Raw genomic sequence first — 21595 nt, 5'->3', positions numbered from 1 at the left:
GGCGGCACGCCCGCACGTCTGCCTCAGGTACGTTTCCGGATGACGTCGTCAATGATACCGTATTCCTTCGCCTGGTCCGCCCGCAGGATGTAGTCGCGCTCGGTGTCCTGCTGGATGCGCTCCATCGGCTGCCCGGTGTGGTGCACCAGAATCGTGTTCAGGTTCTCCCGCATCCGCAGCAGTTCCCGCGCCGCGATGTCGATGTCGGTCGCCTGCCCGGCCAGCCCCTGCATGAGCGGCTGGTGGATCACGATGCGCGAGTTCGGCAGCGAGAACCGCTTGCCCTTCGTGCCGCCCGCCAGCAGGACCGCCGCCATCGACGCCGCCTGCCCGAGGCAGTACGTCTGGACGTCGGGGCGGATGAACTGCATCGTGTCGTAGATCGCCAGGCCCGCCGTGATGGAGCCGCCCGGACTGTTGATGTAGAGCAGGATGTCCTTTTCGGGATCCTCGGCCTCCAGAAACAGCATCTGAGCGATCGTCAGGTTCGCGATCTGGTCGTCGATCGGCGTGCCGATGAAGATGATGTTGTCCTTCAGCAGCCGCGAGAAAATGTCGTAGGCCCGCTCGCCGCGGTTCGTCTGTTCCACGACCATCGGCACCAGCTGCATGCGCGCGTCTCCTGGAGTGCGATTCATCGTCAGTGCCTCGTGCTATCCCGTCGTGATGCTGGCGTTGGCCAGCAGGAATTCGACCGTCTTCTCGCGGCGCATCCCGCTCCGCAGCCGTCCGAGCCCGGCGTCTTTGTCCAGATGCGCCCGCACCGACGCCGCTGACCGGGCGCTGCGCTCGGCGTAGCGCTGCACTTCCTGATCGAGATCCTCGTCGCTGACCGTGACCGACTCGTGCCGGGCGACCTCGTCAAGGGCGATGGTGGCCTTGACCGCATCGACCGCCGACTCGCGCTGGCCGTTCCGGAATTCCTGCCAGTCGATGCCGGCCTTGTTCGGATCGATTTTCTGTTCCACCAGTCGCCGCGCGAATTCTTCGACGCGCCGGTCCAGTTCCTGGTCGACGAGCGCGGCTGGCACGTCGAAGGACACCCGCTTGGCCAGATCACTGAGCAGAGCGCTGCGGACCTCCTGGTCCGACTCGTGGTCGGCCTCATGCTGCAGGTCGTGACGCACGCGTTCCCGCAGTTCGGCCAGCGTCTCGAAGCTGCCCAGATCCTTCGCGAAGTCGTCATCGAGCGCCGGCACGACCCGCTGCTTGATGCTCTTGAGCGTGACGGTGTACTCCACCTCGGTGCCCGCCAGTTCCGTCGCTGCGAAATCGGCGGGGTAGTGGATGGTGAACGTCTTCCCGGCGCCGATCTCGAGCCCCGTCAACTCGTCGTCAAATCCGGGCGGGTTGGCCGACGCGCCGAGCTCGATGGTGACGTTATCGTGCTTCTCGTGGCCCGGTTTGCCCGAGGCGCCAGCCGGTACCTGGCGAACCAGGTCGACGGTGGCCCAGTCGTGCAGAGCCAGGGGACGGCCTTCAATCGGCTCGAATCGGGCTGCACGCTGACGCAGCCGCTCGAGAGCCTCGTCGACCGCCGCATCTTCAATGACCGCCGGCTTCTTCCTCAACGCGATCCCGCGGTACTCGCCCGGATCGAATGCCGGCACCGTCTCGAAATTCGCCGTGAAACTCAGCGGCTGCCCCGCATTGACGACAACGTCGGTGACATCGGGCGTCGCCACCGGTTCCAGATCGCGTTCGCGCAGGGCCTGGCCGAGAGCAGTCGGCACCAGCGTTTGGGCCACATCGTGCAGGATGTCGTCCTTGAACCGCTGCCACACGATGTGGGTGGGCACCCTACCCGGGCGGAATCCGGGGATCTTCGCGCGGCGGCCCAGCGCAGCGGTGACCCGCGCGATCTCGCCATCCACCACGTCGCTTGGGATCTCCATGACAAGACGCTTCTGTGTCTCGGTGACCTCGACAAACTCGGTCTTCATCGTCTCAATGTATCGGTGTCGGACAGTGACAGGAACAGCGGCCGGCCGGGCCGCAACGGGGCGATCATCCTGGAACGGGCTTGGTGCGAAAGGGGGGATTTGAACCCCCACAGCCTTTCGGCTACTGGATCCTAAGTCCAGTGCGTCTGCCAGTTCCGCCACTTTCGCAAGAACGGCTGCGACGTCCCAGGAGGCGAATCCGACGTTGCCCTCTCCCGAGACCTCCGTAAACCAGAGCGTAGCACGCGGTTTTCCGGGGGGTCAAACCAGCCGCCTTCGCTGCCCTCGCCAGAAATTACACCTCCGTCTTACCAAATCGGCACTCCAGAGGCATTCTCCAGCGGGGCCGGTCCAGGGCAGCGGACCGACGGTAGGCCGTCTACGTGCCCTTGCGGGCACTCAGCCAGACGCCGCCGAGCATGAACGCGGCGAAAGCCAGCATGCCGAGCCCGGTCCACACGTTAACGTTAATGCCGAGCGACACCTGATACACGGCCGGATCGCTCAACAGGCCATAACCGGCCAGCAGCAGGCCAAGCGCACCGAACATCAATCCGATGGGTAGTCGCAAATCCAGTTGCATCGTCTCCGCCCCCAATACCGCTTGCCACGCCGAAGCCCCCAGACAGGCTCCCCGGGATCGCCACGCTCCAGCGTGGCCGGGCTGCCAGCCCTGAGGGAACTCGAAGGGGAGCCCGGCGCTCCCAGGAAAACGCCCGTCACACCGCCCACCCGACTCTCGAACCCCGAATCCCGAATCCCGAATCCCGAATCCCGAGATATCTACCAGAAGTAGATGTTGAGCAGAATCGTCAACACACCGACCACGACCGCCAGAACCGCCGGCCGCTTGTACCATGCCTGTTCGCCGTCGCGAATCCTCGGCGTCAGGGAGTACACGAGCCCCTTGAGCTCCTCCGACTGGCGCGGCGTGGTCGCGAGGCTGATGAGGATCGTGACGACAAAACACGTCGACCACGCCCAGATGGCGCCCCAGAAGTTCTGCGCCATGTCACTCGGGTACGCATGGAGCTTCGAGAGCGCTGCCGCGCCCACCCCAGTCAGCCCATAGTGCACCGCGGCCGCCGACATTCCCGAGATGAGTCCCCAGAACGCGCCGTTGGCCGTGGCGCGCGCCCAGAACATCCCGAGCAGGAACGTGGCGAAGAGCGGCGCGTTGATGAATGAGAACACCAGTTGCAGCAGGTCCATGATGTTCCCGAACTGCATCGCGACGTAGGCCGTGGCCACGCTCGCCAGCGTCCCGAACACGGTGGCCATCCGTCCCATCCACATGTAGTGCGCATCCGTGTCGTGGTTGCGCAGATACGGCTTGTAGATGTCGTACGTCCACACGGTGTTGAACGCGGTGACGTTGCCAGCCATGCCCGACATGAAGCTCGCCACCAGCGCCGTCAGGCCCAGACCCAGCAGGCCCGGCGGGTAGAACTTCTGCAGCATCAGCGGCATCGCCATGTTGTAATCGGTCGCGCCGTTGAACACGAATGCGGACTTCGGCAGGATCGCGATGGCGATCATTCCGGGCAGGATCACCAGAAACGGGAAGAACATCTTCGGAATGGCGGCCAGCAGCGGCGTGCGGCGCGCGGCGTTCATCGACTTGGCGGCCATCGCGCGCTGGATCACCAGGAAATCCGTACACCAGTACCCGAACGACAGCACGAACCCGAGCCCCATTGCCATGCCAAACCATTCGACGCCCATCGGGTTGGCCGCCGGGCTTCCCATGTGCTGCCACGATTGCGTCCAGGCACCGGCCGCGTAGCCCGCGTCGGTGGCGACGGTTGAAAGTCGGGCCTGCAGGCCGGTCCAGCCGCCGGCGTTCACGATGCCCACAAACACGAGTGGCAGGAAGCCGAACACGATGAGGAAGAACTGGAGGACCTCGTTGTAGATCGAACTCGTCAATCCGCCGAGCAGGATGTACACAAGCACCACCACGGCCGACACGACGATGCTGACGTTGATGTCCCAGCCGAGCAGCAGCTGGAACAACCGGCCCATCACGTACATCGAGATGCCGGATGAGAACAGCGTCATGACGGCAAACGAGATGGCGTTGAGCCCGCGGGTCTTCTCGTCAAATCGCAGGCGCAGATACTCGGGCACCGAGTGGGCCCGGCTGCCGTAGTAGAACGGCATCATGAACACGCCCACGAAGATCATCGCGGGGATGGCGCCCACCCAGTAGAAGTGGCTCGTCATGATCCCGTATTTGGCCCCGCTGGCAGCCATGCCGATGACTTCCTGCGCGCCGAGATTGGCGGAAATGAACGCGAGGCCCGTGATCCACGCGGCCAGGCTCCGGCCCGACTCAAAGAAGTCGAGGCTCGTCTTCATGAAACGCTTGAGCGCGGCGCCGATGCCGAGCACGAAGACGAAGTACAGACCGATGATGGCGTAGTCGATGCCGTGGAGTTGCATATTGAGGAGATTATTCAGAAGCAGAAGACAAGAAGCAAGAAGTAAGAAGTAAGAAGTAAGAAGTAAGGGAAGACGTCACCGGCGGTGTTGCGGTAAGCTCACCCGGATTGGAGTCGCCGTGAATTCAGCCAATCCTCAATCCCCAACTTCCAAACTGCCATCCCGGCCGCTGCCCCGCGCGGAGTATCTGATGTGGGCCAAACGCCGGCCGCATCCGGCCAACGATCTGGCGCGCAGCGACGTGATTGCGCTCGCGCTCGACGATCTGCCCGGCGCGCGCGCGGCACTCGAGCTGGCCGGGCGCAACGACAACGGCTACCCGCCGCTGGTCGAGTTGATTGCGGCCCGTTACGGTGTCGGCGCCGATGGAGTGGCGACGGCGACCGGTACCTCTGGCGCCAATTTTCTCGCCTGCGCGGCGCTGGTGCGCCCGGGCGACGACGTGCTCGTGGAGCAGCCGGGGTACGACCCGCTCTTTGCGGCGCCCAGGATGCTCGGTGCCAACATCGTGCGCTTCGAGCGCCGTTTCGAGGACGGATTTTGTCTCGACCCCGACCGGGTGGCCGCGGCACTCACACCGCGCACACGGCTCATCATCGTCACGAACCTGCACAATCCCACGTGCGTGGCCATCGGCGAGGATGAGATGCGTGAGCTTGGCGCCATCGCCGATCGCCACGGCGTCCACGTGCTGGTGGACGAGATCTACCTCGACTCGATCCTCGGCCAGCCGTGCCCGCCCGCGGCGGCGCGTGGGCCCTTATTCATCTCGACGAGCAGCCTCACGAAGGTCTACGGCCTGGCGGCGTTTCGGTGCGGGTGGGCGCTGGCATCGCCGCGCGTGGCCGAGGAGATTCGCCGCGCCCGGGATCTGGTCGATGGGTCGGGCTCGGTGCTGATCGATCGGGCCTCGGTCGTCGCATTCGAGCACCTGCCGGAACTGGCGGAGCGGTCGCGCGCGATTCTCGCGCCACACCTGGCGTTGGTCGAGTCGTTCATGGCCAGCCAGCCGGCGCTGGAGTGGGTGAAGCCATCCGGCGGAACGGTGGCCTTCCCGCGCCTGCGGAGTGGAGAGTCGGCCGACAGGCTTGCCGAGCGATTGCTGCAGGAGTTCGACACGGCCGTCGTGCCAGGCCGGTTCTTCGACGCTCCCGCTCACTTCCGGGTGGCGTTTGGCATCAAGCGTGACGCCCTCGAGCGAGGCCTCGACGCGATCTCCCGCGCCCTTTTCGCACCTACTTCAGGCGCGCTCCGAGCGTGATGACGATGTCCCGCGTGGCCCAGTCACTCCGGCTGCTTTTGGCCCCGACCGCCGCAGGGTCCGGCGCGGGCATGTCCACCTGGAGGATTCGCGCCGACGCGAGGTTCGGATTCGTGGCGCCCTGCCACCGATCCACGACGGCGCCGTTGATGCGCTCGATGGCAAACGGGGCAGACAGCCGCACCTGGTAGCTGCGTCCACGCCGGCCTTCCACGCGCAGCGTATAGACCTTGCCAACCAGCCGTGCATCGATCACCCGCAGCCGTGACGACTCGTCGCCAAGCTGCAACGGCGTGTGAATCGGGACCACCTGAACGCCGGGCAGGAACTTCACCGAGTACGTGGTCGGTCCGGTCGCGAGCCGCACGGTGGAGGCGCGCGCGCCCCGGGAGACGTCGCCAGTCGTCGTGAAGGGCTTGCCCCCGGCATCGCGCATCATGATCTCGGCCCCCGGCTCCAGCACGAAATGGAGCTCCAGCGGCAGCGCACCGCCCTTCGGGACCACCGACATGGCGTATCCGGATTCGTCACGCGTAATCGCGATGTCGGCCGTGATGTCGTGCCAGCGGACGTTTCGCAGGCGGAGATAGCCCCAGCCCGGGGGAAGCTGCGGCGCGAGCAAGAGCCGTTCCCCGACCGCTTTTCCGTCACGCGTCTCGGCTGGGAGTGCTTCAAGACCCACCAGCCCGCGCAGCAGCGTCGAGACGAATCCGGTCGTGGCAAACAGCTGATGGGGCACCGCAGCGTCAATCGATCGCAGGCGGTCACCAGAGAAGAGTTCGGCCATGTACCCGCGCGACTCGAGAAACGTGAGGTCCGCCGTGCCGTCCAGATATCCCCATGCCGCATCCGGCCGGTTATTCGTGTACAACGCGAGCGCCGCGAACCCGCTTAGAAACGGCCATACGGCGCCGTTGTTGTGGCTCAGTGGACCGTAGAGCGCGCTGTCGATCGACAGCATCCGAGCCCCCCAGTCGGTGCCGACGCCGGCGCCCGCCAGTTCGTCGAGTGCGCCGTCGACCGCCGGTCGCGTGACGTCGAACACGCCGCGCCACAGCCCGAAGCCTGGCCACGCGGTTGGCTCGGCCTGACCCTTGCCGTCCTTCAGGTAGGCGAAGTAGATGCGGCGCCCCTGATCGTCAAGGAAACGCTGGTTCAACGACCCACGCGCCTTGATGGCGGCGTCGCGGGCCTTGCCGGCCAACGGATCGCCAGCCACCCGCGCGAGTTCCGCTGCCGCGTCGGCCGCCTCGGTCCACGCCGCGCCGAGGAAGACGTCGGTCAGCACGTCGCCGCGACGAAGCGCTCCCGTCTCAACCGCCGCAAGCCCGGCTTTCGTGTTGTCCATCAGGCCGTCGCCATTTTCATCGGTCGACACACAGTAGTCGTACGCCAGCTTGATGGACGGCCAGAAGCTCTTGGCCAGCGCGACATCACCACTCGCGCGCACATAATCGCGCACCGCCGTGATGTAGAGCGGGGTCGTGTCGGCGTGGTAGTAGCCGTACGGATAGTCCTCGAACCACTTGATGTAACCGGCGCCTTGCGACAATTCGTGCATCATCTTGCCGTCCGCCCGCTGGCGTTTTCGGAGAAACTCGAGCGCCTGCTTCACGGTCGAGAAGTCGCCGTAGGCGGTCATGGCCCACGAGTTGATGAACGCATCGCCGCCAAAAAACCACCCGAAGCCGGGCCGCTCACTGGTGCCTGAGGGGCCCAGGCCGGCAATCAGCCCGCACCCGAGGTGTGGATTGCAGACGAAGCCCTTATCGAGCGCGACTTTCCCCCATTCAAACGCGAGGTCGAGCCGATTGTCAGGCGTGTTGATGCTCGTGAGCTCGTCCCGAACCCGGCGGTAGTGCTGCTCGGCTTCCGCGTAGAGCGGGGCGGCGGCCGTGAGCAGTTTCTGATACGTCGCCTTTGCCGCGTCCAACCCCTCGGGGCTCGCCGCGATCACAATCGGCACCAGACCCTTGGCAGCCGTCTCGGGAGTAATCGCGATGGTGAACTGCGTCGGCGCGTCCGGCAGGTTGTGCGCGGGCTGCTCAGGCGGCTCGACACCAAACGGCGATCCGATGAGCGCGGCATTCTTCCCGCTGCCCTCGCCGGCGACATACGCCTTCAGCGTGTTGTCCCAGTAGCTGTACTGTCCACCGAGTGCCGCCGGCCACATGGGCTTGAGGTCAACGCGGAACTTGACGACGAGATTGAGAGGTTCCGACGTTCGGACGTCGAGCAGCACGAGCGCGCCCTGCTCATTGAGGGGCACGAGCCACGTCGCATCCACGGTGAAGGCCCCGTGCGCGTAACGGATGGTCGACGCTTCGGGACGAATGTCCACCGAGCTCGCGAGGCTTGCGCCCGGGATGGGATCGGCGTACTCGGGCACGCCGAACGACAGCCGGAAATCGTGCAGCACCTTGAGCGGGTACACCCATGCCTCGAAGCTGCCATCTTCGCGCCCGAGGAGCGCGGCCTTGCGGCCCGACGCTTCCATGTAGCGCTCGGGACGGGCCACGCCGGCGAGCGTGATGGGATTGGCCGCGCGGGCGAAGCGGCGAATCGTCGCCGGCGACGCGGCGGCCGGTGGAGCAGCGGGCGCCGGTACCTGGCTCTGCGCGCGCAGTGTACCCAGTGTGGGCAACAGGATGGAGGCCAGGACGGCGAAAAGCAACGTCTGTCGGGCGTATCGGTGCGTCATGTCGCGTTCCAGTCGGGGGCGGCACGTCCGGAGGAGATTCCGGCAGTCTACTTCTTGAGCGGCGATGGCACAATCGGCGGCTTCGGCGCCGGGCCCTTCTCGGCCTGGATCTCAACCTCCTCGAAGATCACGCTCGGCACGATCAGGGAGATCATGGCGGCCATCATTGACGTGCCACCTGGCAGTGTGGGGATGCCGTTCGACGAGGCGACAGCCGTCGTCGAGTAGAGCGTCCGCTCGCGCGAAGCTTCCAGGATGTTCTTGAACGTCGTGTATTGCACGTTCGCGAACACGAGCCCCCGGACGGCCTGCTCGGTGCCATCGGGCAGCACCTTTACCACGCTCAGGATCTGTGGCCCGAGCTGTGCGCCCCCCGCGCCGCCGCGCCCGAAGCTCGGCATCACGCCCGACCTGCTCACCGTCCGCACGATGTAGCCGAATGGCCGGCTTTGCTGCTTCAGCAGCTCGAGGTACCTGGGCTTCAGCTCGCTGGCAGGCACCGCCTTGCTGCTTTCCATCTGGAACACGCCAGCCTGCGAGTTGCCCGTCCGGCCGTGCCCGTTCGAGCGCAGGAGGTCTTTCTGCGGCGTGCGGCCGGTGAGCAGCGTCAGCAGGCGGCCGTCCTTGACGAGCGCGACGTCCTGCGCGGGGACGCCGTCATCGTCGACGGCGTATGAACCGATGACGACCGCGTCGCCAAACTTCTTGACCGACGGCGTGTCGTTGACCGAGAACGACTCCGGCAGGACGCGCGAACCGATCCGGTTGAGGAACGGCGGCGTGGGGAATCGCGGCGGGGGGCCGCCGGTCGACTCCATTTCCGGCGCGCGCTGGCTCAGGAAGAGCGGCACCAGCGTGGTGCTCATCAGCGCCGGCGAGGCTTGGCCTTCGACCAGCACCGGCCCCGTGAACTCGTCGCCGACCTTCGTCAGGCGCAGCGCGGTCAGTGACGACGCCAGGGCTTCAGTGCGCGCCAGCAGGTCGGCGGCGGAGGGAAGGTCGTCCACGGTGCGGCCGCTGTGCTCGATGTAGTCGCGCAGAGCCATCCCGTCGATCGCCTGCGTCCCGGCGCCCACCTGGAAAGAAGCCGAGCGGATCGGCTCGACAACCTTGAACCCCTCGCTGTTCAGGAAGTAGCGCATGCCCTGTGACTGGCCGATCGACACGTTGGACGAGTCGATGTCCGGGTGCTTGAGGAACACGCTGGAAATCCTCTTCACGTCCTCGAGCCAACCCCGCAGCTTCGGCGACAGCGGCGAGGCAGGAAGGAACGTCTGGGCGGGCGTCTCGCGGGAGAAATCCGGGATCGGATTGGGCTCGGCCGCGAGGGTCTGCGCCGCGGCCTTCTTCTTCGCCAGCGTCTGGACCGCGCGTTTGTACGCGCCATCGGTGGCGAGCCACATCTCCCGGCGCATCACCGCGTAATCGTCGTCGAGCGGGAGTGCGAGGGCGAACTGGCCGTACATGGACAACATGCCCGGGTCGCGGCTGAGCGCCTGAAACCGCGAGCTGTCCAGGTTGTAGTCGCCGACGCGGACCTCGACCCTCAGCGTGCGGCTGCGGGACGAGTACTCGCTGATCAGGCTGCCAAGCGTCGCGGTGATGGCCTCGCTGGCGGACTCGGTGATCAGGTACGCGACGTAGTAGGGCGGCGGCTCGTTCGGCAGCCGGAGGCCGTTCATCGCCCGCGTCATCTCCTCCTGCATCGCCTGCACGATCGGGGACTGCTGGGCCTGCCGGGCCTGAGGCGCCGGGGCCACGCAGAAGCAGGCGCCGATCAGGATCGCTGTCGTCACAGATCTCTTCATGGCGGTCTCCCTCAGTTCTGCTTCTTCCGCTCGGGCGCAGGGAGAATCGGCAGCATCTCCTGCGACTGCGTCTTCTTCTGGACTTCCACCTCGCTGACGAGCAGCGCCGGCGAGACAGCCGCCACCGGCACGCTTCCGCTCTCGGCGCCGCACATGCCGTTGAACACCTCGGGCTTGTCGCTGGTGGCGACGATTTTCGCGAACGCGGAGAGCGGCGTGCCGATCATGTCGACGCCGCGGACGAGCTCCGGCGTCCGGTTGTCCGGGTAGATCCGGTAGACCAGCGTCGGCAGCACGGTGAACGCATTCGGGAGCGTCCGCGACGTGAACGTGAAACCGCCCTCGATGTTGTCGAACAGCAGCCCGAACGGCTTGCCTTGCGCCTTGATCTCCTGCTTGAGCCTGGCCATCAACGCGTCGTGGGGCATGGACATGGTGGACTCGACAATCAGGTTGGACTGGCGCGACGCAGGGGCGTACCCCGTCTGGGCCCGCCCGTGGCCGTTCGACTGCGGGAAGCCGGCGAGCGGCGTGCGACTCATGAGGAAGGTCTTCAGGACGCCCTTGTCGACCACCGTCACGCGCTGCGCCGTGACACCCTCGTCATCGTAGGCGTAGTAGCCGGCGAGGTCCTGGCCCGCGGCCTTCCGCAGCGTCGGGTCGAACGTGACGCTTATGAAGGCTGGCAGGATCTGCTGGCCGATCTTCTTGGTGAACGTCTGCGAGTCGTCGACGTTTTTCTGCCGCGACCCTTCGACGCGGTGGCCGAAGATCTCGTGGAAGAACACGGCCGCCGATCGTCCCGACAAGATGGCCGGTCCGGAGAACGGCTCGACCACCGGTGCCGCGCGCAGCGCGGCGGACTGCTTCATCAGCGTCCGCACGTCCGCCAGCATCTGGGCCTCGCTCGGCAACCCGGCCTGCGATGTGGCCTGGTACGAGACGTAGAGCGGCAGCTCCATCCCGTCGGCGGCCTTCGTCAGGCTCTGGATGTAGAGCCGCCACGTCGTCGTGCCTTGGAGCAGCTGGCTGCCTTCGGTGCTGACGAAGTAGGTCGTCCGCGCCTCGGCGCTGAGGCCGGCATCCGCCATGAAGATCAGCGGGTCCTCGGCAAACGGCGCCGTGATGCGGCGGAGCCGGCCTTCCCATTCCTTCACGTCGATCGTGTAGGCGGCGGGCTGGCCGATGAATGTCTGGGGCGGCTCCTTCGACAAGTCCGCTGAGGGCGACTCTTCCTTCACCTTGGTGGCGATGTTGGTCTTCACGCGGGACAACGCTTCGACCGCCGGCTTGTAGCGGCTGTCGGTCGTCCGCCAGACGACAGCCCGGATGGGCAGCTCATCGTCGGTCAGGGGCAGCGAGACCAGTGAGTAGCGCGGGCCGCCGCTCATTCCGCCACGCACCTGGTGCGTGCTGTCGAGCTCGTAGCTGCCAACCCGCACATCGGCGGTCAGCCGCCGGAACCGGTTCTCGGAGCTCTGTTCGATCGCGCCGAACGCCGCGCTGATCGTCGTGGAGCGGGTATCGGTGACCGAGTAGCTGATGAAGTACGGTGGCACCGGCTCTTTCTTCAGGATGTCGAAATTGCGCGCCAACTCCGACTGCAGGATGGCCAGCAGCGGGTTGGCCGCAGCCGCGTGCGGCGCAGGGGCGTTCAAGGTGCTGACGCCCAGGACGATGCTACAGACGAGTGTCGCCTGCCGGAGTGCCTTCATGCCGAGTCCTCCTGTCGAGACCGTGCGTGCGCGGTGGGGGCGGCCGGGCACTGCGCGTGAGACGCAATATTCTACACGCCTTCACTTCTTCCATGTCAGCGAGAACACCAGCACGCCGTCGTTCTTCTTGATGGTATCGTCGGCGACCTCCTCGCTTTCGACGCTGTCGGCCGAGAGGATCTTAAAACCCGCGGCCGACAAAAACTTGCCCGACTCGAGCATGACGCGCAGGTGGTCTGTCGACCACACCGCCCCGACCGCGTCGGCGTCGCAGCCGGAGGACGACTCCGGCTCCGGGTCGACCCGGATCGCCATCGTCCAGGTGGTGACGAGGCCGTCGGTCTTCAACTCGAGGCGGTGCGGGACCTGGCACGACTTCAACGCGCGCTCCCACACCTGGTTGAGGTGCTCGAAGTCGGCTGACCGCAGCGTGGCGAACGGCGCGCGGTCCCGGAGAACCACCGACCGGATGTTCGTCCCGCCGAGCGTGCGGAAGCCCATGGTGAGGCTGTCGGTTCCACCCAGGATGGCGTCAATGTAGGCCTGCTCCTCGTTGAAGCGCTTGCCGGAGTCGTCTTCGTCGGAGCGGACGTTCTGGTCGAGCACGGCCCACTCAATCGTCCCGTCGTTCCGGATGTAGATCGTGGTGCTCGTGTCCTTCTGGAGGCAGGCGACCAGCGGAACGACCGCGACGAGCAGCAGTGCGAGTGTCTTGTGTCTCATGGTTGTGTCCTTTCTCCTCCCTATCATTGAAGACGGCAGCCGCAGGGTGAACCGAACGCACCCTGCCCAATCCCACGGATTCGACTTTCCCGCCCGTGCATCCCGGTGGTAGTGTGGTGCCCGCCATGACAAGGGAGGAGAGCACCGCGCTGTTGATGGCCGCCAAGGCCGGTTCGGCCGAAGCGCTCGGTCGCCTCTACCAGCGGGTGTCCGGCCGGTTACTCGCCGTCATCCGGATCCGGATGGGCCGTGATTTGCGGAGCCGGATGGAGTCGCGCGACATCCTGCAGTCCACGCTCCTCAGGTCGTTCGAGCGACTGGACCAGTTTGCCGGCGGTGATGGCGCAACCCTGATGGCCTGGCTCGCGCGCATCGCCGAGAACGAGATTCGCGATCAGGCCGATTTCCAGCACCGGCAGCGCCGCGACATCGCCGCGTCGATTCCGCTCGACCAGATCCATGAGGTCATGGCGACCCGCGTGCGGTCTGCGTTCAGCCAGGTGGCCATTGGCGAAGAGGCCACGCGCCTGGAAGCCGCGCTGGAAGCGCTCGACGCGGATTATCGCGAGGTCGTCGTCCTGAGGAAACTCGAGGAACTCAGCTTCAAGGAAATCGCCGCGCGCATGGGACGAACCGAGGACGCCTGCCGGATGCTGCTGGCTCGCGCGATGGTGGCGCTCACCCTGAAGCTGCGGGAGCTGGCATGACCGACCCGGATCTCGAGGCTCGTTTTGAGCGTTGGGTCGCGCATCACGTGGCCGACGGCAGGACACTCGACCCGGCCGTCGTGTGCGCCGACCGGCCCGAACTGGCCGCGCCGCTCGCCATCCTTATCGAGGAGTACCTGAAGGTCTGCAGCACACTCGAACAGGCGGGAGACGCGGTCGACGCGCTCGACGCGCTGCAGGAGACCGCCCTGCCCGCCTTCGAGGGCTTCAGGACCATTGAGCGCATCGCCGCCGGCGGCATGGGTGAGGTCTACAAACTCCACGACCTCAGACTCGACCGCATGGTGGCCGCCAAGGTCGTGCGAACCGATCGTCACCGGGCGGTGAGCCTCAACGATTTTCTGAAGGAGGCTCGCACGCTCGCACTGTTCCAGGATCGGCGCATCGTCCAGATCTACGAGTTCAGGCCCGACTCGACGCCGCCGGTGCTGATCATGGAGTACGTGGATGGCTTCGAGCTGGGCAAGATCGGGCCGTCGCTCGAGTACCCGCAGCGGGCCCGCATCCTCAAGGAGGTCTGCGAGGCCATTCACAACGCCCACACGCTCGGGCTGCAGCATCGCGACCTCAAGCCCGCCAACATCATGCTCGATGCGCAGTTGCGGCCGAGAATCCTGGACTTTGGCCTCAGCGCCGGCGACCCGGCACGCGGGCACTTTCGCGGCACGCCCCGGTACCTGGCGCCCGAGCAACTCGACCCGTCGATGGCGATCGACCGACGCACCGACGTGTATGCGCTTGGGGCCGTGCTGTACGAACTGCTCTGCGGGCTTCCGCCATTCGAGGGGCGCGACGAGGCGGAGTTGCTCGCGGCCGTGCGCGCCGGAACACCACGCTTGCCGGTCGAGATCGAACCGTCCGCGCCGGAACCGTTACAGGCAATTGCGCTCAAAGCGCTCGAGCATGATCCCAGGGACCGCTATCCCTCGGCCCACGAGATGGCGCTCGATCTGGGGCGTTACCTGGAAGGCCGGCCCGTGTTCGCGCGTCCGAGCCAGTACGTGTCGGTGCTGGCGACGCGCGTGCGGCCGCACCTGCAGCAGATTGAAGATTGGCTCCGTCTGAAACTGATCTACGCGCACGAGGCGGCGACCCTGAGAACGGCATACCGGCACCTCGACCGGCGCGAGGACGATTGGATTGGCGAAAGCCGCTCGCTGTCCTACTCGCAGATCGCCCTCTACCTCGGGGCGTTCACGTTGATGTGCGGCAGCCTGTTCTACTTCGGCGCGCATCGGTTCTACGAAGCCGTCACGGGCGTGGCCGAACCGTTCGTCGTGCTTGGCCTGCCGTTTATCGGCCTCAACGTCGCCGCGCACGTGCTGGCGCGCCGCGACCACAAGGCCGTGTCGGTGGCGTTCTACCTTGGCGGCGTCAGCCTGCTGCCGCTGTTCCTGCTCATCCTGTTCCACGAAACGAAACTCTGGGTTGTGCCGGACGGCACGCCGGGCCAGCTGTTCAGTTCGGGCGTGTCGAACCTGCAGTTGCAGGTCACCGTGCTGGTGGCGTGGGCGTGGTCGGCCTGGCTGGCGCTGCGGACGCGCACGATCGCGCTGAGCACGGTGTTCACCCTGCTTGCGCTGCTGTTTGTACTGTCCGTGCTGGGGGATTTCGGCTTGCGTGTGTGGATCGAGAAGAGCCAGTGGGACCGCCTCGCGCTGCACCTGCTGCCGCTCGTGCCGATCTACGCGCTGTTCGGGTTTGGACTCGAGCGAAGCGGCAGAGCCTGGTTCAGCGGGCCGCTCTATACGGGAGCGGGCCTGTCGCTCGTGATCGTCATGGAACTGCTGGCGCTCGATGGCAAGCTTGTCAGTTACCTTGGAGGCCTCTCGCTGCAGCGGTTCCAGTCCGGGCGCGTGAGCGACCCGCTCCTGCTCGATACGCTGGCCGGGATGTCGCTCAACGGCGTGTTGTTCTATACGTGCGCCTCGGCCGCTGACGCCCGCGGCACCGAACCCATGAAAACGGCCGCCTGGCTCCTGTTCACGCTGTCGCCGTTTGCCATCCTCGAGCCGCTGGCCTATCTGAATGAGACCGCGGAGTACTCGCGGGTGTTCGACTGGTCGTACCTCGGTCTGGCGCTCGTGATTGCGCTCGTCAGCCACCGGCGGCAGCGCAAGAGCTTCTACTACGCGGGACTCGTCAACAGCGGCGTCGCCTTCTGGATGATTGCCGATCACTACAAGTGGTTTGATAAGCCCGCGTGGGCCATGATGCTGGTGGTCGTCGGCCTGGTGGTGCTGGTGGCGGGCTTCGGCCTGGACGCGCGCGAGCGCCGTCAGCACAGGCCAGGAGCGTGACGCGAAGGTGGTACGATGACGCCATGGGTTCGCGGCGCGTAGCGCTGATTCTGCTCTTCGTGGCGGCTCTGCTGCCGTACTTCCTGAATCTCGGCGCGACGTCCATCATCGATGCCAACGAGGCGTTCTACACCGAGACGCCTCGCGAGATGATGGAAGCGGGCGACTACGTCAATCCCACGTTCAACTACGAGCCGCGCCTCAACAAGCCGCCGCTCTCGTACTGGGCCGTCGCCGCCTCCTACAAGATCTTCGGGGTGTCGCTGGCCTCCGCGCGGCTTCCGGTCGTCGTGGGCGCCCTCGTCATCCTCGCGACGGTGTTCGTGCTGGGTCGGATGGCGTGTTCGACCAGCGCTGGCTTGCTCGCCGCGCTGACGCTGGCGGCGACGCCGCGGTTCCTGCTGTTCTCCAGGCGCATCATCATCGACGTCTATGCGGCCATGTTCCTGGGGCTGACGCTGCTATTCTTCGTGTTGGCCGAGACGCAGCCGCAGCGTCGGCGCCGGTGGCTGTTCGCGATGTACGTGGCGACCGGTCTCGGCGTGATCACGAAGGGTCCCGTCGCCATTGTCCTGCCTGCATTGGTGTTCCTGGTTTACCTGGTCGCCTCCCGGCGACTCATGAGCATCACGCGCATGATGCTGCCGGCCGGCGCCGTCGTGGTCTCGGCGATCGTCGTGCCGTACTACGCGTTGCTCTGCGGGCAGCATGGCTGGGACGCCATCTCGACGTTTCTGATGCGCGAGAATCTGGCACGGTACGCCGAGGGGATCGGGGCCCCGAGCCGCGGGCCGCTGTTCTATCTGCCGGTCCTGTTTGCCGATCTGTACTTCCCGTGGTCGCTCCTGCTGCCGGTCGGCCTCGCAGTCGTGCCGTGGCGTCGCCTATGGCGCGGGCGCCCCGAACATCACGGCGACGGCGGGGTGAACGATCCGATTTCGCAGGAGACGGTTCGTCTGCTGCTGGGCCTCTGGATCATCCTCATCGTCGTGTTCTTCTCGCTCTCGAAGGCGCAGCAGGATCTGTACATCCTGCCGTGCGTCGTCGCGGCCGCGCCGCTTGTCGGCGGCGTGCTGGACGGATTGTTCAGGAAGGCGCTGTCTCCGCGACTGACCGCGGCTGCAACGTGGAGCCTGGGTGTGGTCGCCGTCGTGCTGCTGGTGTTGGGAAGCGCCATCGTGTGGTTCGTCGGCGGCGCTGAAGATCGCATCCACCTCGCTGGGGCCACAGCCACGGGCGTCGTGCTGTGCGTCGGGTCGGCGGTGGCGCTGGTCGCTCTGGCCAGGCGGTCCGCCGCGACCGCGTGCGCCGCGATCGGCGCGGCGCTGGTCATCTGCCACTGGGTGCTGGTCCTGTGGGCGCTGCCCGATTTCGAACGCTACAAGCCCGTGCCGCACTTGGCGCGCGCCATCCAACAGGCTGCAGTGCCTGGCGCCCGCGTTGGCACCTACCGCGTGGCCACGCCCAGCCTGACGTTCTACCTTCGGCGGCACGTCGACCAGATGTTCGACGTGTCGGAGGTATCCACGTTTTTCAAGAGCCCCTCCGTTGCGTACTGTGTGATGCGGCAAGAAGAATACGAGCCGATCAAGACGTTGATCGGCGTGCCCACGTCTGTCCTGGCCGCCTCGCCGCGTTTCGACGCACAACTCCGGGATTTCTTCGACCGGGGACCACTGCCGAATCTGGTGGTGGTGACCAACCGCGCACGTCAGTAGGCACGGCGCGGGCGGCGCCGTGCCCCGATAATCACTCCCGGAGTGGTTGCGCCGGCACAAACACTCCGGGAGTGATTACAGAACGAACTGTCGGTTGTTCGGCAGTCGATCCGACGGTCGCCGGAATTCCGCACGGCCGGTAGAGGGTCAGTGGGACGGGCGCTCTGAATCAGGCCAGAAAACACGGCTTGGGAGGTTCTGGCCGCTGGCATTCCGATTGCGTAATAATAAGTCGCCAGCCCACCGCCTGGGCTTTGACGTTGACGGATGGGGGCCCGTCAGCGTTGGGGAATCAGACGGTGGGCTACTTTTTTGTACGGACCCGCCTGCCCGTGCTCCGAATTCAGTCTTCAGGCTATGCCCTTGGCCGCGGTTGGCCAATCAACTCAGAGGTGCCTGCCAGTGCCGCGTTGTACAGATCCGGGAACGCAGCCTCGTCGATGCCGAGTTCCTGGGCGCGCGCGGAAAACCCTGCCCAGTCTCCCCGTTCGTACGCCTCGACGCAGTCCAGAATAGGCCGCAGACGCCCCGAGTGCTCGACCAGCCCGGCGCGGACATCATCGGAAATGGGTAACTGGCCAACCACCGTCGACATCGGCTGACCGACCACCACATCAATGAGCGAGAACACGCCAAGCAGATAGGCCTCCGACCTGCGTGCGTCGCCCTCAGTCGCAGGCGCCAGCGCTTCGCAGAGCCGTGCCCGAGTCACTGACGTGACGATAAGTTCGGACGGTCCCTCCTGGCCAAGTCCGGCCAGGGCCCACAACGTCACCAGCTTCCGGATGTTGTCCTCTCCCAGCAGGAACAGAGCCTCGCGGATCGACGAGACCCTGTTCCGCAAGCCGAATCCGGCGGAGTTGATGTAGCGGAGGAGTTTGTACGAAATCGAGACGTCCTGTTTGGTGATGTGTTCAATCCGGTCGAGATTGAACGACCCATCGTTCATCTCTTTCAGTAACCGCAGGTAGTTCAGCTTGAACCCGGGCACATCCTTCCTGGACAAGACAACCGGTTTCTCGAAGAAGAACCCCTGGAACAGTTCGAATCCCAGCGCCGCTGTCTGCCGGAACACCTCGTGCGTCTCGACCTTTTCGGCCAGCAGCCGAAGGCCGGGCCGGCGTCTGCGCGCGACAAGCCCCTTCAGGTTGGCTGGCGGGGTCGTCAGGACATCGATTTTCAGGCAATCAGCCAGAGCGACAAGTCGATCCATCTCCGGCCGGTCGACAAAATCGTCAAGAGCGATCCGATAGCCATCCTTCTTCAGCTTCTGGCATGCGTCGATGACGGCGTCGTCCGGCTCAACGGTTTCGAGAATCTCCACGGTGACCAGGCGCGCGGGCAACAGCGAAGCGTATCCCTGAAGCAGCGCCTTACGACCCACGTTGATGAAAGCGCCCCGCCCATCCGTCAGTTGATCGATGTCGAAGAGCAGCATACTGTCGTTGATGACCGACGAACTCATCGCATCGGCATCGATGCCCTTGCAGTAGTTGTCAAGGTCCGAACGGAAGAGGAGTTCGTACGCGACGACGCCGAGCTTCCTGTCGAAGATGGGTTGCCGGGCGATAAACCTAACCACGCGTGTCGTCCCCCCGTCCCGTCCAGTCGTGTCGAGCCCGGTCGAGTTGCTTGGGTGCGAGCCGAAGACCCGCTACCGATCCTGTCGGCCCTTTGGCGGCGCCGGCCGATCGTCGTCATCAGTATCGTTCCCCGCCGCCGCTGGCAGGGCGCGGATGAAGGCCGCACGAACCGGAGGAGGCATCACACTGGTGGGGCCCTTGACGGACCGCCAGATGATCTCGTTCAGTTCCTGTTCAGGGGCCAGGTCGGCTTCCGCCAGATACATCCGCGCCGACGCCGCCGCCCCCCACGCATTGACGGCGTTCTTTTCCTGGATGTCGATGCGCGCCGGCCTCGCTTTGTACGGCGTCAGGACGGGCATCGTCTGAAACGCGTTGTACATCGGCGTGGCGGCCGCGTCGTAGTTGCTCATCGGAGGCGCGCCGAGGATGAGCTCGATGGTGCGCAGCATCCCCGACGTCGTGTAGAGCGTGCTGTCGACGACCATCCGCCTGGTGAACGGGCTGATGACGAGCGCGATGGACCGGTGCATATCGACGTGATCGGGCCCGGCCTGCGCATCGTCCTCGAGCACAAAGATGGCCGAGTCCTTCCAGGACGAGCTGTTGGTGATCGCGTCGACGATCCGGCCAAGGGCCACGTCGTTTTCCGCGACCATGGCGCGGGGGGTCGGGTAGCCCGTGCGGGTGCCGGCCGTGTGATCATTGCCCAATCGGATGATGCTGAGGCTGGGCAGCGTGCCGCTCTTGTCGAACCGCGTGAATTCCTCGATCCAGATGTCCACGCGCTTGTTGTCCGGGATGCTCAGGTCGTAGGGCGGGTAGTTCGGATGAACCAGTCCCTTGAGTCCGGGCACGGTGGCCGTCACGTTGCCTTTTCCGGTGTCGTGCTCCAGTTCCGGTTCGGCGCCGCGTTCAACGAACTCCCCGTAGCTTCGAACGCTCAGTCCCTTGCGCTTGACGGCATCCCAGATGTAGCCGTTGAGCGGTGCCGTCACGTTGCCAAAGGCGTTGCGCATCTTGCCGCCGCCTTCGCTCAGGTACCGTGCGCCGCGGCCGCCGTAGTTGGTCGGCCAGATCTTGTTGACGAAGTCGGTGGCATAGGCGCCGGTCGAAAAGGCATGCCCGTCGTAGCTGACCTGCGCATCCACGTAGAAGTTGTCGAGTACGACGAACTCGCGTGCCAGCGCGTGGGCGTTGGGGGTCACGTCTTCGCCGAAAAGCGCGAGGTTCGGGTCGCCGTTGCCGCGCTCGAGGTCTCCCAGGATCTGGTCGTAGGTGCGGTTCTCCCGGATGATGTAGAAGACATGCTTGATGGGAGAGGCATCGCCGACTCTTTTCGGAATTGGTGACGCGGCCGGGGCGGACGTGGGAGCCAGGATCGATGCACTGGTGAATGGCGTCAAGCTGTAGACGCTCTTCGTCATGGCCTGAAGCCTCGCCTGATCCGGAACCGGCACGATGGACAACGAACCCTGCAGCATGGCGCCGCTGTACTGGCCGTCGCCGAACCCCGGCACGCCGGGATGGCTGCCGCGCGGATTGGCGAGCGAGGCGAGGCCCTTGCCGCTCAGGATGTAGATTCGAGCGCCGTCCTTGCTGAACATGGCGGCGGTCGGATACCAACCCGTCGGGATGAACCCCTCCACCGCGCTGCGCTGAGGATCGCTCGTGTTGATGACGGCGACGGCGTTGTTGTCGGCGTTGGCGACGAGCAGGCGATTGCCGTCGGGCGACAAGCCGAGACCATTGGGCGTGGCTCCGGGAGGCGCATCCGGGAACAGGGCAACCGATACCTGTTCCTTGACGGTCTTCGACGCGACGTCGATCACCCAGACGGCGTTCGTGTTGGCGCACGCGACGAAGAGCCGCTGGCCATCTTTCGAGAACACCATCGCGTTGGGATGCTCACCGACGGCGATCTCACCGCGCTTTTCGAGCGTCGCCGCGTCAAAGACGAGCACCTTCGCGCCGCCCCAGACCGACACGTACACGGACTTACCATCGGCAGAGATGACACAGGTATAGGGTTCGGCGCCGACGTCAACGGTGCGTCGAACCAGCCCGGCCTTCAGGTCGAGCATCGTCAGCGCTTCGCCGAGCACGTGTACCGCATACAGGTTGCGACCATCCGGGGCGATCGCGATGCCGCCCACGAAACTCTGTTCGACCGGCTCGGGCCGGTTGATCCCGGGCTGCGGGCGCTGGGTGTCGCGCCCGAGCGCGAAGAGCGACCCGAGCGTGAGCTTGCCGGGCGTCCAGTACAGTTCGCTGACCGCTGTCTGGCCAGCCGCCGACGAGAAGACGCGCCGATTGTCCGGATGCCAGGCCAGTCCCAGCCAGGCGTGCTCCAACGTGGTCTTCGAACTCACGTAGCCGTGTTTGAGATCGACAACCGTGAGCGTGGGCTTGGCGTACCCGTTGTTGGTGATGACCAGGTAGTTGCCGTCCGGCGATTCCACCATGGCGAGCGGAAGGTCGCCCACTGACAGGTGTTTTCCCGCCGGCGCGATCTTCCAGCCGTTGGGGAGCAGCGTCACGCCCTTGCCGAGGTTACCCGGCCAGACGGGCGGGGCCGGTCCCTTCTGGGCCACCGACACGACGCCCGAGACGACAAGAACGACACATACGAGGGCGAGCGCGAGAAAGTGTCGGGACCGCATGCGGGAT

14 protein-coding genes and 1 tRNA gene are annotated in these 21595 nt (G+C 65.5%); 4 read left to right on the top strand and 11 right to left on the bottom strand.

Annotation, left to right across the window (positions count from 1 at the left end):
• Positions 1 to 23: 23 nt before the first annotated feature.
• The 5 genes from clpP to NT151_08315 all read right to left on the bottom strand — a co-directional run bounded on the left by clpP (position 24) and on the right by NT151_08315 (position 4388).
• On the bottom strand, positions 24 to 611 hold the full coding sequence (clpP, locus tag NT151_08335; protein MCX6538925.1) for an ATP-dependent Clp endopeptidase proteolytic subunit ClpP: 588 nt from the start codon (positions 609 to 611) through the stop codon (positions 24 to 26).
• A gap of 42 nt (positions 612 to 653) precedes the next feature.
• A complete protein-coding gene (gene tig, locus NT151_08330) occupies positions 654 to 1943 on the bottom strand; it encodes a trigger factor (protein MCX6538924.1) in 1290 nt (429 codons plus the stop codon).
• 81 nt (positions 1944 to 2024) lie between these two features.
• Positions 2025 to 2111 (bottom strand) — tRNA-Leu (locus tag NT151_08325).
• Positions 2112 to 2322: 211 nt separating this feature from the next.
• Complete coding sequence (locus NT151_08320) at positions 2323 to 2526, bottom strand: hypothetical protein (protein ID MCX6538923.1); 204 nt, start codon at positions 2524 to 2526, stop codon at positions 2323 to 2325.
• Positions 2527 to 2726: 200 nt separating this feature from the next.
• A complete protein-coding gene (locus NT151_08315; protein ID MCX6538922.1) occupies positions 2727 to 4388 on the bottom strand; it encodes a sodium:solute symporter family protein in 1662 nt (553 codons plus the stop codon).
• Between the two features lie 190 nt (positions 4389 to 4578).
• On the opposite strand from NT151_08315, the gene NT151_08310 reads away from it, so the two are divergent.
• Complete coding sequence (locus tag NT151_08310; protein MCX6538921.1) at positions 4579 to 5649, top strand: aminotransferase class I/II-fold pyridoxal phosphate-dependent enzyme; 1071 nt, start codon at positions 4579 to 4581, stop codon at positions 5647 to 5649.
• On the opposite strand, the gene NT151_08305 is transcribed toward NT151_08310, so the two are convergent.
• The 4 genes from NT151_08305 to NT151_08290 form a co-directional block, all read right to left on the bottom strand.
• Complete coding sequence (locus NT151_08305; GenBank protein MCX6538920.1) at positions 5624 to 8350, bottom strand: hypothetical protein; 2727 nt, start codon at positions 8348 to 8350, stop codon at positions 5624 to 5626. The genes NT151_08310 and NT151_08305 overlap by 26 nt on opposite strands.
• A gap of 47 nt (positions 8351 to 8397) precedes the next feature.
• On the bottom strand, positions 8398 to 10158 hold the full coding sequence (locus NT151_08300) for a metallopeptidase TldD-related protein (GenBank protein MCX6538919.1): 1761 nt from the start codon (positions 10156 to 10158) through the stop codon (positions 8398 to 8400).
• An 11-nt stretch (positions 10159 to 10169) separates the two neighbouring features.
• Complete coding sequence (locus NT151_08295) at positions 10170 to 11873, bottom strand: metallopeptidase TldD-related protein (protein ID MCX6538918.1); 1704 nt, start codon at positions 11871 to 11873, stop codon at positions 10170 to 10172.
• An 81-nt stretch (positions 11874 to 11954) separates the two neighbouring features.
• Complete coding sequence (locus NT151_08290) at positions 11955 to 12596, bottom strand: hypothetical protein (protein MCX6538917.1); 642 nt, start codon at positions 12594 to 12596, stop codon at positions 11955 to 11957.
• A gap of 125 nt (positions 12597 to 12721) precedes the next feature.
• On the opposite strand from NT151_08290, the gene NT151_08285 reads away from it, so the two are divergent.
• The 3 genes from NT151_08285 to NT151_08275 are packed head-to-tail and all read left to right on the top strand — an operon-like array spanning position 12722 to position 17342.
• The gene (locus tag NT151_08285; GenBank protein MCX6538916.1) at positions 12722 to 13303 is read left to right on the top strand and encodes an RNA polymerase sigma factor; all 582 of its coding nucleotides are present in this window, start codon (positions 12722 to 12724) and stop codon (positions 13301 to 13303) included.
• A complete protein-coding gene (locus NT151_08280) occupies positions 13300 to 15624 on the top strand; it encodes a serine/threonine-protein kinase (GenBank protein MCX6538915.1) in 2325 nt (774 codons plus the stop codon). Before NT151_08285 ends, NT151_08280 begins: the two co-directional genes overlap by 4 nt.
• Positions 15621 to 17342: a glycosyltransferase family 39 protein gene (locus NT151_08275; protein ID MCX6538914.1), complete on the top strand. Its 1722-nt coding sequence runs from the start codon at positions 15621 to 15623 to the stop codon at positions 17340 to 17342. The genes NT151_08280 and NT151_08275 overlap by 4 nt, the downstream gene beginning before the upstream one ends.
• Positions 17343 to 17697: 355 nt before the next feature.
• Here NT151_08275 and NT151_08270 read toward each other — a convergent pair whose 3' ends face one another.
• Entirely contained in the window at positions 17698 to 18924 is a 1227-nt protein-coding gene (locus NT151_08270) for an HDOD domain-containing protein (protein ID MCX6538913.1), read from the bottom strand.
• A gap of 72 nt (positions 18925 to 18996) precedes the next feature.
• Positions 18997 to 21588 carry a beta-propeller fold lactonase family protein gene (locus NT151_08265; protein MCX6538912.1) on the bottom strand — a complete coding sequence of 864 codons (2592 nt, stop codon included), beginning with the start codon at positions 21586 to 21588 and terminating at the stop codon, positions 18997 to 18999.
• Positions 21589 to 21595 lie beyond the last annotated feature (7 nt).

This window comes from Acidobacteriota bacterium, from assembly GCA_026393675.1.
Lineage (GTDB): Bacteria > Acidobacteriota > Vicinamibacteria > Vicinamibacterales > JAKQTR01 > JBAXOX01.
This window is presented reverse-complemented; position numbering and strand designations above follow the sequence as displayed.

Bases quoted from the DNA above. Each gene is read 5' to 3' on its own strand.
- clpP (MCX6538925.1), bottom strand. From the start codon at position 611: ATGCAGCTGGTGCCGATGGTCGTGGAACAGACGAACCGCGGCGAGCGG.
- NT151_08295 (MCX6538918.1), bottom strand. From the start codon at position 11,873: ATGAAGGCACTCCGGCAGGCGACACTCGTCTGTAGCATCGTCCTGGGC.
- NT151_08305 (MCX6538920.1), bottom strand. From the start codon at position 8,350: ATGACGCACCGATACGCCCGACAGACGTTGCTTTTCGCCGTCCTGGCC.
- NT151_08280 (MCX6538915.1), top strand. From the start codon at position 13,300: ATGACCGACCCGGATCTCGAGGCTCGTTTTGAGCGTTGGGTCGCGCAT.
- tig (MCX6538924.1), bottom strand. From the start codon at position 1,943: ATGAAGACCGAGTTTGTCGAGGTCACCGAGACACAGAAGCGTCTTGTC.
- NT151_08290 (MCX6538917.1), bottom strand. From the start codon at position 12,596: ATGAGACACAAGACACTCGCACTGCTGCTCGTCGCGGTCGTTCCGCTG.
- NT151_08300 (MCX6538919.1), bottom strand. From the start codon at position 10,158: ATGAAGAGATCTGTGACGACAGCGATCCTGATCGGCGCCTGCTTCTGC.
- NT151_08310 (MCX6538921.1), top strand. From the start codon at position 4,579: ATGTGGGCCAAACGCCGGCCGCATCCGGCCAACGATCTGGCGCGCAGC.
- NT151_08320 (MCX6538923.1), bottom strand. From the start codon at position 2,526: ATGCAACTGGATTTGCGACTACCCATCGGATTGATGTTCGGTGCGCTT.
- NT151_08265 (MCX6538912.1), bottom strand. From the start codon at position 21,588: ATGCGGTCCCGACACTTTCTCGCGCTCGCCCTCGTATGTGTCGTTCTT.
- NT151_08285 (MCX6538916.1), top strand. From the start codon at position 12,722: ATGACAAGGGAGGAGAGCACCGCGCTGTTGATGGCCGCCAAGGCCGGT.
- NT151_08315 (MCX6538922.1), bottom strand. From the start codon at position 4,388: ATGCAACTCCACGGCATCGACTACGCCATCATCGGTCTGTACTTCGTC.